Annotated in this window: 9 protein-coding genes; 8 read left to right on the top strand and 1 reads right to left on the bottom strand. The window is 64.0% G+C overall.

The window, feature by feature from the left end; all coding sequences use genetic code 11:
* The first annotated feature begins 374 nt into the window (after positions 1-374).
* The 4 genes from DBR12_RS18015 to DBR12_RS18000 all read left to right on the top strand — a co-directional run bounded on the left by DBR12_RS18015 (position 375) and on the right by DBR12_RS18000 (position 6,584).
* Positions 375-1,706 carry a C4-dicarboxylate transporter DctA gene (locus DBR12_RS18015; RefSeq protein ID WP_108618524.1) on the top strand — a complete coding sequence of 444 codons (1,332 nt, stop codon included), beginning with the start codon at positions 375-377 and terminating at the stop codon, positions 1,704-1,706.
* Positions 1,703-2,389, top strand: a complete 687-nt coding sequence (locus tag DBR12_RS18010) for a GntR family transcriptional regulator (protein ID WP_108618523.1) — start codon at positions 1,703-1,705, stop codon at positions 2,387-2,389. The genes DBR12_RS18015 and DBR12_RS18010 overlap by 4 nt, the downstream gene beginning before the upstream one ends.
* A 207-nt stretch (positions 2,390-2,596) precedes the next feature.
* Positions 2,597-4,084 carry a nucleobase:cation symporter-2 family protein gene (locus DBR12_RS18005; RefSeq protein ID WP_108618522.1) on the top strand — a complete coding sequence of 496 codons (1,488 nt, stop codon included), beginning with the start codon at positions 2,597-2,599 and terminating at the stop codon, positions 4,082-4,084.
* Positions 4,085-4,277: 193 nt separating this feature from the next.
* The gene (locus tag DBR12_RS18000) at positions 4,278-6,584 is read left to right on the top strand and encodes an NADP-dependent malic enzyme (RefSeq protein ID WP_108618521.1); all 2,307 of its coding nucleotides are present in this window, start codon (positions 4,278-4,280) and stop codon (positions 6,582-6,584) included.
* Between the two features lie 60 nt (positions 6,585-6,644).
* Here DBR12_RS18000 and DBR12_RS17995 read toward each other — a convergent pair whose 3' ends face one another.
* Positions 6,645-7,463 (bottom strand): HDOD domain-containing protein, encoded by an 819-nt coding sequence (locus DBR12_RS17995; protein ID WP_108618520.1) that lies wholly within the window; start codon positions 7,461-7,463, stop codon positions 6,645-6,647.
* A 463-nt stretch (positions 7,464-7,926) separates the two neighbouring features.
* Here DBR12_RS17995 and DBR12_RS17990 point away from each other — a divergent pair, with 463 nt between their 5' ends.
* From DBR12_RS17990 to DBR12_RS17975, 4 genes are all read left to right on the top strand, one after another.
* Complete coding sequence (locus DBR12_RS17990) at positions 7,927-8,958, top strand: ABC transporter substrate-binding protein (RefSeq protein WP_108618519.1); 1,032 nt, start codon at positions 7,927-7,929, stop codon at positions 8,956-8,958.
* Between the two features lie 80 nt (positions 8,959-9,038).
* The gene (locus DBR12_RS17985) at positions 9,039-9,863 is read left to right on the top strand and encodes an ABC transporter ATP-binding protein (protein ID WP_108618518.1); all 825 of its coding nucleotides are present in this window, start codon (positions 9,039-9,041) and stop codon (positions 9,861-9,863) included.
* A 12-nt stretch (positions 9,864-9,875) separates the two neighbouring features.
* Positions 9,876-10,643 carry an ABC transporter permease gene (locus DBR12_RS17980; RefSeq protein ID WP_108618517.1) on the top strand — a complete coding sequence of 256 codons (768 nt, stop codon included), beginning with the start codon at positions 9,876-9,878 and terminating at the stop codon, positions 10,641-10,643.
* On the top strand, positions 10,636-11,124 hold the full coding sequence (locus tag DBR12_RS17975; RefSeq protein ID WP_108618516.1) for a nucleoside deaminase: 489 nt from the start codon (positions 10,636-10,638) through the stop codon (positions 11,122-11,124). Before DBR12_RS17980 ends, DBR12_RS17975 begins: the two co-directional genes overlap by 8 nt.
* The last annotated feature ends 63 nt before the right edge of the window (positions 11,125-11,187 follow it).

Here is an 11,187-nt window from a genome sequence, read left to right as displayed (position 1 = left end):
AAGCACCAGAGTGCGACCGCCGCTCTCGCGGCTGGGTGCGGCGGGCAGAAAAGCAGCGGTGTTGTGCAGCGGCAGTGCACGGCGCACGGCCACGCGGTAGAGGTATTCGAGGAACTCGCCACTCTGGCGAACGGGGTCGGGCCGGTTGTCTTGGGGGGTCATGGGGTGTCTCCGCGGGCGATTGTGGAGCAGTAACCCCGAGGTAACCGCTTGTCAAAGTCAAAAGTACTTCAACCCCGATGCGTGCGCTCAAGCCGCCCCGGCGACACAGCGCGGGATAACCCCATGTTCTGGCCCTCCACAGTTGTCTACAGTTCTTGTATGCAAGATTGATTGCAGCACCACTCCGTCCTTTTTCTCCGCAAAGGGTTCCCATGTTTCGCTTTCTCAACTCATTGTTCGGCCGGGTGATCCTGGCCTTGATTGCCGGAGTGGCCATCGGGCTGCTCTGGCCTGAAACGGCCGTGCAGCTCAAGCCGCTGGGCGATGGCTTCATCAAGCTCATCAAGATGCTGATCCCGCTCATCGTCTTTTGCGTGGTGGTACATGGCATCGCGGGCACGGGCGACCTCAAGCGGGTGGGCCGCGTGGGCATCAAGTCGCTGATCTACTTCGAGGTGGTCACCACCCTCGCCCTGGTGCTGGGCCTGGGGCTGGCGTTCTGGTTCGAGCCGGGTGTGGGCATGAACGTGGACCCCAAGGCACTGGACCCCAAGGCCATGGGCTCCTATGCGGAAAACGCGAGCAAGCTCACCGGTGGCGGCTTCAGCGACTTTTTGCTCAAGCTCATCCCCACCACGGCCGTGAGCGCGTTTGCCAATGGCGACGTGCTACAGGTGCTGCTTTTCTCCATCGTGTTCGGCTGCGCGCTTGCGCTCATGGGCGAGCGCGGTGCACGGGTCACCAGCCTCATCGAAGACCTGTCGCATGTGCTGTTCAAGACCATGGGCCTGATCATCAAGCTGGCGCCGCTCGGTGTGCTGGGTGCCATTGCCTTCACGGTGGGCAAGTACGGCATCGGCTCGCTCAAGCAGCTGGGCATGCTGGTGGTGCTGTTCTACGCGGCGGTGTTCATCTTCGTGGTGGTGGTGCTGGGCCTGATCATGCGGTTTTCGGGCTTCAGCCTGTTCAAGCTGCTGCGCTACCTGCGCGAGGAGCTGGCCGTGGTGTTTGCCACCACGTCGTCCGACAGCGTGCTGCCCCAAATCATGGCCAAGCTCAAGCACATGGGCATCCGCGATTCGACCGTGGGCCTGGTGATCCCCACGGGCTACTCGTTCAACCTGGACGCGTTCTCGATCTACATCACGCTGGCGGCCGTGTTCATCGCCCAGGCCACGAACACGCCCATCACCATGACCGACCTGCTGACCATCCTGGCGATCTCGCTGGTCACATCCAAGGGCGCACATGGCGTGCCGGGCTCGGCCATCGTGGTGCTGGCTGCCACGCTGCATGCCATTCCGGCCATCTCTGCCATCGGCCTGGTGCTGGTGCTGTCGGTGGACTGGTTCATGGGCATTGCCCGCGCCCTGGGCAACCTGATCGGCAACTGCGTGGCCACCGTGGCGATTGCCGCGTGGGAGGGCGACATCGACCGCGACCGCGCCCACGCGGTGCTGGACGGGCAGAACCTCCCGCCCCTGCAGCCTGCGCAGCAGCAACCGCTGCGGCAGCCACAACCGGCGCCACAATCGGCCCCATGAGCACCAACCAGACCCAGATCGCCCAGCAGGTGGTGGAATCCATCCTGGCCCAGAAACTCGCTCCTGGCGAACGCCTGGGCGAACAGGAGCTGGCCGATCTTTTCGGCGTGAGCCGCACCTTGGTGCGCGAAGCACTGATGCAGTTGCAAGCACGCGGTTTTGTTGAAGTGCGCCCGCGCCGGGGCTGGTATGTGGTGGAGCCATCGGTGGACGATGCGCGCGATGCGTTCTCGGCCCGGCGCATCATCGAATCGGGCATCCTGGCCGATGCGGGGCGCCCGCTGCAGGCAGTCATTCCCCGGCTGCGCGCCCACATCGCCGATGAGCAGCGCGCCATCGAGGGTGCCGACGCCGCCACGCGTGCCTTCTTGCTCGCAGACTTCCACGTATGTCTGGCCGAAGCCATGGGCCACCGCAGCCTGAGCGACATCCTGCGCGACCTCACTGCGCGCACCACGCTGGCGGCATCGCTTTACCAGTCACGCCACGAGGCCAGCCAGTCGTGCGCGGAGCACGAGTCCATCGTCGAGGCCCTGGAAGCGGGCAACGCGGCGCTGGCGCGCGAGCGCCTGCTGGCCCACATCGGCCACGTGGAAGCAGCACTCAACCCCGGCCAGCCGCTGGTGCGCGACCGACTGCGCGAGTCGCTCGCCCCTTTGGCGGCGCCGCGCGGCGCGACCTGAAGCGCCCACATACGCAAGGTCGGTCCCCGGCCACCCATCTCTCTTCCTCCACCGCCTGACGCGCTGGGGGTATTGGCGCTTCACCTAAGGGTTTACCGGGATAAGCCGTTTCGAATATTTTGTATACGATTTTTGTATGGACTGCTGTGCACCGTATTGCACACAGATCACAACCCATCCCTCAGGCCCCGTACAAAAGGAATTCCCATGACCCCGCCCGTGCATCCCGTGGATGAACACCTGCCCTTGGGGCGCCTCACGGCGCTGGGCCTGCAGCATGTGCTGGTGATGTATGCCGGTGCGGTGGCCGTGCCGCTCATCGTCGGCCGTGCGCTCAACCTCACGCCCGACCAGGTGGCCAAGCTGATCTCAGCCGATCTGTTCGTCTGCGGCCTGGTCACCCTGATCCAGGCGCTGGGCGCCTCGCAGTGGTTCGGCATCCGGCTGCCGGTGATGATGGGCGTGACCTTTGCATCGGTGGCGCCTATGGTGTCCATGGCGCAGAGCACAGGGGGCACCGCAGGGGCAGGGCTGATTTTTGGCTCGGTGATCGGCGCGGGGGTGATCTCCGTCCTCATCGCTCCGCTGGTGAGCCGCATGCTGCGGTTCTTTCCGCCGGTGGTCACCGGCACCATCATTGCGGTGATCGGCATCAGCCTGATGCGCGTGGGCATCAACTGGATTTTTGGCAACCCGGTAGGGCCCACAGCGCCCAATGTGGTGAACCCCGAGCACATCAAGTGGCTCAGTGAGATGCAGTCCGTCGCAGGGGCGCCGGGCTCGTCCCTGCCCCCTGTGCCCAAGGGTTTTGCGGTGGTGCCCACGGTGCCCAACCCCAAGTATGCCGACCTCACCGGCGTGGGCATCTCGGCCGTGGTACTGGTGTCCATCCTGCTGATTGCCAAGTTTGCCAAAGGCTTCATCGCCAATATCTCGGTGTTGCTGGGCATCGTCATCGGCGCCGTGATTGCAGTGGCCATGGGCCTGATGTCGTTCGAAAAGGTGGCCAAGGCACAGTGGTTTGACCTGGTGCTTCCCTTCGAAATTGCCAGCCCGGTGTTCGACCCCATCCTGATCCTGACCATGACGCTGGTGATGATCGTGGTGATGATCGAATCGACCGGCATGTTCCTGGCCCTGGGCGAGATGACCGACCGCAAGATCGACCAAGCCGACCTCACACGCGGCCTGCGCACCGATGGCCTGGGCACGCTGCTGGGAGGCATCTTCAACACCTTCCCTTACACCAGCTTCTCGCAGAACGTGGGCCTGGTGGCCGTCACGGGCGTCAAGAGCCGCTTTGTATGCGTGGCGGGCGGTGTGATCCTGATCGTGCTCGGGGTGCTGCCCAAGATGGCGGCGCTGGTCGAGTCCCTTCCCACCATGGTGCTGGGCGGCGCAGGCCTGGTGATGTTCGGCATGGTGGCTGCCACAGGAATCCGCATCCTGGGCGGGGTGGATTTCAAGCACAACCGCTTCAACGCGATGATCGTGGCCGTTTCCATCGGCGTGGGCATGATCCCGCTGATTGCACCCAACTTTCGCCAGTGGATGCCCCATGCGATCCATCCCCTGATCGAATCCGGTATCCTGCTGGCCTCGATCACGGCTGTGGCCCTGAACGTTTTCTTCAATGGCGCCAGCCGCGACACCTCCGCCGCTGTCAACGCCGCACGCCAGGCCGACGCCCACTAGCATCCCGCCTGCCCGCTGCCTTGAGAAACCCCTGCCACGCCCGCGTGGCCCTGCCCCCTGCATGCATGCCGGCTTCCCCCGGCTGCCAGGGGGTTTTGGCTTCATGCCGCATCCGCATAAACCGGCATGCCAGCCCCCCACGCCATCGGGTACCCTTGTTTTGCATTCCGCCGAGGACTTCCAGGATTTCCGTATGACCCAGAAACTTTCCGCCGCCGAAGAATCGCTGCGCGACGCTGCGCGCGAATACCACCGCAACCCCGGCCGGGGCAAGATTGCGGTGACCCCCACCAAACCTTTGTCCAACCAGCGCGACCTGTCGCTGGCCTACTCGCCCGGCGTGGCCTACCCCTGCCTGGACATCCAGGCCGATCCGTCCAAGGCATTCGACTACACCTCGCGCGGCAACCTGGTGGGCGTGATCACCAATGGCACAGCCGTGCTGGGCCTGGGCGACATCGGCCCGCTGGCTGGCAAGCCGGTGATGGAGGGCAAGGGCTGCCTGTTCAAGAAGTTTGCGGGCGTCGATGTGTTCGACATCGAACTGGCCGAGCGCGACCCGGACAAACTCGTGGAGATCATCGCGGCCATGGAGCCCACGCTGGGCGGCATCAACCTCGAAGACATCAAGGCGCCCGAGTGCTTTTACATCGAGCGCGAACTCAGCAAGCGAATGAACATCCCGGTGTTCCATGACGACCAGCACGGCACGGCCATCATCAGCAGCGCCGCGCTGCTCAACGGCCTGGAGCTGGTAGACAAGCAGATCGACCAGGTCAAGATTGCCGTATCGGGCGCGGGCGCTGCGGCCATTGCCTGCCTGAATGTGATGGTGGGCCTGGGTGTGAAGCGCGAGAACGTCTTTGTTTGCGACTCCAAGGGCGTGATCTACGAAGGCCGCCCCGGTGGCTACGACGAATCGAAAGCCGCCTACGCGCAGAAGACCGACGCCCGCACGCTGGCCGATGCGGTCAACGGCGCCGACGTGTTCCTGGGCTGCTCGGCCCCCGGTGTGCTCACGGCCGACATGGTCAAGACCATGGCGCCGAAGCCCATCATCCTGGCATTGGCCAACCCCGAGCCCGAAATCCGCCCCGAGCTGGCCAAGGCCATCCGCCCCGACTGCATCATCGCCACCGGCCGCTCGGACTACCCCAACCAGGTCAACAACGTCCTGTGCTTCCCGTACATCTTCCGTGGCGCGCTCGACTGCGGCGCCACCAAGATCACCGAGGCCATGAAGCTGGCCTGCGTGCGCCAGATTGCAGACCTCGCCAAAGCAGACATCAGCGAAGAGGTGGCCAGCGCCTACGCGGGCAAGGAACTCACCTTCGGCCCCGACTACCTCATTCCCACTCCGTTCGACTCACGCTTGATCCTCAAGATCGCGCCTGCCGTGGCCAAGGCCGCTGCCGAATCCGGCGTGGCCACGCGCCCCATCGAAGACATGGAGGCCTACAAGGAAACCCTGTCGCGCTTTGTCTACCAGACCGGCATGCTGATGCGCCCCGTGATCAACGCGGCGAAGGCCTTGCCCGACGCGCAAAAGCGCGTGGCCTATGCCGACGGTGAAGACGAGCGCGCCCTGCGCGCCGCGCAGATGGCCATCGACGACAAGATCGCCCAGCCCATCCTCATCGGCCGCCCCGCCGTGATTGCCGCACGCATCTCCAAGGCGGGCCTTCGCATGCAGCTGGGCAAGGATGTGGAGGTGTGCAACCCCGAAGACGACCCGCGCTTTCGCCAATACTGGGAGCACTACCACAGCCTCATGAAGCGCAACGGCGCCACGCCCGAAGTGGCCAAGGCCGCAGTGCGCCGCTCCAACACCATCATTGCCTCGCTGATGGTGAAGCTGGGCGACGCCGACGCGATGATCTGCGGCCTGGTGGGTACGTATGAGACGCACCTGGAGCGCATCCACTCCATCATCGGCCGCCAGGAGGGTGCACGCGACTACGCGGCCCTCAACGCACTGATGACAAATCGGGGCACGCTGTTCATCGCCGACACCTATGTGAACGAGGACCCCACCGCCCAGCAACTGGCCGACATCGCATGGATGTCGGTGCAGGAGGTGCAGCGCTTTGGCCTGCCGCCCAAGGTCGCTTTTCTGTCGCACTCGAGCTACGGCTCGTCAAAGCGTGCCTCGGCCCGCAAGATGCGCGAGGCGCGGGACCTGTTCGTGGCCACCCACCCCGAGATCGAGTGCGACGGCGAGCTGCACGGCGACGCCGCGCTGGAGCCAAACATCCGCAACGCCTACATGGCGGACTCCACGCTCACCGACTCGGCCAATCTGCTGATCTGCCCCAACCTGGACGCGGCCAACATCCTCTACAACGTGCTCAAGACCACCACCAGCGGCGGCGTGACCGTGGGCCCCATCCTCATGGGTGGCGCAGCCACGGCCTACATCCTGACGCCCGCCGCCACCGTGCGCCGGGTCTTCAACATGACTGCCCTGGCCGTGGCCAGCGCTGCAGCGCGCGCGGCCTGATGGATCGCGCCAAGTAAAAAAAAAGGCCCCAAGGGGCCTTTTTTTATGGGTGACACGTGTTCAACGGACTGACACATCCACGTAGTCCGCCACAGGCGGAAGGTGCTCAGCCAGCCAGTGGGAGTCAAGCTGCAGCGCTTTTTTTATCTCGGCGGGCAGGCTGGCAATGGTGTCGACGGGCGACATCGGTTCCTCCAGCCCGATCTCGGCCAGCAAGGTGGCCACATGCAGAATGCCGCCCAAGCGGCAGAAGGGGGTGGCGGCCACCGGGTCTTCCGCCGTCTCCAGCGCACGGATGATGGTGTCAGGAAACCGCCAGCGCCGCGCCAACTCGGCCGTCACCTGGGCTTCGGTAAAGCCCAGCAAGGTGCGTTCGCGCTCCCAGCGCCCGCCCGCGTGATGGGGCAGCTGTTCGATGGCCGGAATTTGCTCAGGCGCCTTCTGGGCGATGATCAATTCGCCCAGCCGCACCAGAAAACCCGCGAGCCACGACTCCTGCACGCTGGATCCCAGCGTTCGGGCCAGCCATTGCGAGTAACCCGCAATCGCCATGCTCTCCTTCCAGAACGCATCAGCGTCCACCCCTGGCGCGTCCTTGAACACACCCGACATGCAGGACGCCAGCGCCAGTGTGCGCACCTGGTTGAGCCCCACCATGGTGATGGCATCGTCCAGCGACGCCACCTGCCGCGGCAGGCCAAAACGCGCACTGTTGGCCAGGCGGATGAGCTTGGCCGTGAGGGCCGGGTCCTTGGAGATGGCCCCCCGCACTTTCTCGAAAGGAATTTCATCGTCCTTCATGGTGGCGATCAGCTCGCGTGCCACGTCGGGGATGGTGGGTAACTGCACGTTTTCAAAAAATGCCTGGATGTCTGCCATGAGGAACCCTCCCAAGTGCTGGTGTGAATACTGAAATCGGGGACAACAAACTGGATACAGGGCTTTTGTTGTACCACCAGCGCGCTGGCATGACCTGCGCGTTTGCCCCAATGCACGGGCGCGCAACCGACCACAGCAACGCGGTGATGGGGCCGAAAGCAGCATCCGTTTCAGCCCAAAAGGCCACAAGAAGCCTTCGGCACAAGTCGCGCGCCCCGGCACCCTGGCCCCCTGTCAAAACCCCTTTGCACCATTTCGGGAAAGCCTGTAGAACCGCATGCACCAAACTGGCGAACAATAGACCACAACCCCTCCACGCCCCGGTGAAACCAGGCATCGTTTTTGCTGACTGAACCACCATGGCATGGTGACGAACCGCTGAAGCACCTGCTGTTCCGCTCTTTCGCTTTTGCTCCCGCTGTTGCACCCACTTTCCCCGCCGTCTTCTGACAGGAACCTACCCATGAACAAACGCACTCTCCTGCAAGCCGCCCTCCTGCTCGCTGCCGCCAGCACCTTCAGCACGGCCCAGGCCCAAGCCACGACACCGATCAAGTTCCAGCTTGACTGGCGCTTTGAAGGCCCTGCGGCCCTGTTCCTTCAACCAGTTGCCAAGGGCTACTTCAAGGCCGCCGGCCTCGACGTGGCGGTGGATGCAGGCAATGGTTCAGGCGGCGCAGTGCAGCGCGTGGCCTCGGGCACCTACGACATGGGCTTTGCCGACCTGGCCGCTGTGATGGAATTTCACGCCAACAACCCCGACGCGCAGAACAAGCCCGTGGCGGTGATGATGGTCTACAACAACACGCCCGCTTCGGTCATGGCGCTCAAGAAGAGCGGCATCACCAAGCCCGCAGACCTGGCAGGCAAGAAGCTGGGCGCCCCCGTGTTCGACGCGGGCCGCCGCGCGTTCCCCATCTTCCAGAAGGCCAACGGCATCGGCGCCGTGACCTGGACCGCCATGGACCCCCCGCTGCGCGAAACCATGCTGGTGCGCGGCGATGTGGACGCCATCACCGGATTCACCTTCACCTCGCTGCTCAACCTGGAAGCGCGCGGTGCCAAGGCCGCCGATGTGGTGGTGCTGCCCTATGCCGACTTCGGCGTGAAGCTCTATGGCAACGTGATCATCGCCAGCCCCAAGCTCATCAAGGAGAACCCGGCCGCCATCAAGGCTTTCCTGTCGGCCTTTGCCAAAGGCGCCAAGGAAGTGATCGCCAACCCCGCCGCCGCCATCGAACATGTGAAGGCGCGCGACGGCATCGTGAACGTGCCGCTCGAAACCCGCCGCCTGCAACTGGCCATCGATACCGTGATCAACAGCCCCGATGCGCGCGCCGAAGGTTTTGGCAAGGCGGTACCCGGCCGCCTGTCGCTGATGGCCTCGCAGGTGTCCGACGCATTCAACACCAAGACCCGCGTGAACGCCGACGATGTGTGGAATCCCAGCTTCCTGCCCAGCACGGCCGAGCTGAACATCCTGCCGAAGAAGTAAAACTATCAATTTGATAGCTGCTTGCGCACGCTGGACGCGCGCAAGCAGCCTTTTTTATTCAAAAATTAGAACTACTTTCCATGCAGGCTGCCGATTCCTTTTTTGTGGACTTTCGCGATGTCTGGCTCGCCTACAACGACGAGCTGCGCGCGAAGAACCAGTTTGCGGTGGAAGCCATCGACCTGCAGGTGCGGCGCGGCGAGTTCATCGCCATCGTCGGCCCCTCGGGCTGTGGCAAGTCCACCTTCATGAAGCTGGCCACCGGCCTGAAGATGCCCTCGATGGGCAAGATCCTCATCGACGGCCAACCCGTGACCGGGCCGCTCAAGGTCTCGGGCATGGCGTTCCAGGCGCCCTCGCTGCTGCCCTGGCGCACCACGGTGGACAACGTGTTGCTGCCGCTCGAAATCGTCGAGCCCTACCGCAGCAACTTCAAGCAAAAGCGCAAAGAGTACGAAGAGCGTGCCCGCAAACTTCTGCAGAAGGTGGGCCTTGCGGGCTACGAAGACAAGTTCCCCTGGCAACTCTCAGGCGGCATGCAGCAGCGCGCCAGCATCTGCCGCGCGCTGATCCATGAGCCCAAGATGCTGCTGCTGGACGAGCCCTTCGGCGCGCTCGACGCGTTCACGCGCGAGGAGCTGTGGTGCATCCTGCGCGACCTGTGGACCGAGCAGCAGTTCAACGTGATCCTGGTCACGCACGACCTGCGCGAGTCGGTCTTCCTGGCCGATACGGTGTATGTGATGAGCAAGAGCCCTGGCCGGTTTGTAGTGCGCAAGGAGATCGAGCTGCCCCGCCCGCGTGACCTTGAAATCACCTACACCAAGGAATTCACCGACATCGTGCACGAGCTGCGCGGCCACATCGGCGCCCTGCGCAAAGCGGGCGCGCCCATCCAGCAATAAACAAAGCGAGTCATGCACAAGAAAACTGTGGAGCGCTGGTCCCCCTGGATCCTGCTCGTCGCCATCATCCTGCTGTGGCAGATCGTCTGCTCGGCCTTCAGCATCCCTGAATACCTTTTCCCCAGCCCCTGGGCCATCGGCGTGCAGCTGGTGGAGTTCAGCGGCGTCATCGCAGGCCATGCCTGGCGCACCTTCTGGGTCACCATGGCGGGCTTTGGTATCGCCATCGTGGTGGGCGTGCTGCTGGGCTTTGTGATCGGCAGCTCGCGCATCGCCTACGCCGCCGTCTACCCACTAATGACCGCGTTCAACGCCCTGCCCAAGGCAGCCTTTGTTCCCATCCTGGTGGTGTGGTTTGGTATCGGCGTGGGCCCGGCCATCCTCACGGCCTTTCTCATCAGCTTCTTCCCCATCATGGTCAACATCGCCACCGGCCTGGCCACGCTGGAACCCGAGCTGGAAGACGTGCTGCGCGTGCTGGGCGCCAAGCGCTGGGACGTGCTGACCAAGGTGGGGCTGCCCCGCTCCATGCCGTATTTCTACGGCTCGCTCAAGGTCGCCATCACGCTGGCTTTTGTGGGCACCACCGTGTCGGAGATGACCGCGGCCAATGAAGGCATTGGCTACCTGCTCATCAGCGCGGGCTCGTCCATGCAGATGGGCCTGGCGTTTGCCGGCCTGATGGTGGTGGGTGCCATGGCCATGGTGATGTACGAGCTGTTCAGCTGGATCGAAAAGCGCACCACCGGGTGGGCGCACAGAGGCTCCCAGGGTGAATAACACGACCCCGTTGAGCGAAGCCCAGGCAACCGCGCTGCTGCGCCGCGCCAACGCTGTGGCCCAACGCGCCAAGGACATGGGCCGCCACCCCTTCGGCGCCCTGCTGGTCGCGCCCGATGGCGAAACCGTGCTGGCCGAGCAGGGCAACATCGACACGGTGAACCACGCCGAGAGCACCCTGGCACGCACGGCTGCGGCCAACTACCACGGGGCCTACCTGGCCCAGTGCACCCTGGTCACCACCTTCGAGCCCTGCGCCATGTGTGCAGGCACCATCTACTGGGCGGGCATCGGGCGTGTGTTGTATGGCGCCGAAGAAACCGCCCTGCTCGCCCTGACGGGCGACCACCCCGAGAATCCGACGTTGGCCTTGCCTTGCCGCACGGTGTTTGCCAGCGGCCAGCGCTCCACCGAGGTGCTGGGCCCGGTGCCCGCACTGCAGGACGAGATCACCGCATTGCATCGCGATTTCTGGCGATAAACGACCCCACCGCGGGCCCACAAAGCGCATATCGCTCCATTTTTAGGAGCAATCATCCCCACA

This window comes from Acidovorax sp. HMWF029, assembly GCF_003060895.1.
Taxonomy (GTDB): domain Bacteria; phylum Pseudomonadota; class Gammaproteobacteria; order Burkholderiales; family Burkholderiaceae_C; genus Acidovorax.
The sequence above is the reverse complement of the archived record's forward strand: the minus strand, read 5'-3'. Positions and strand labels throughout refer to the sequence as shown.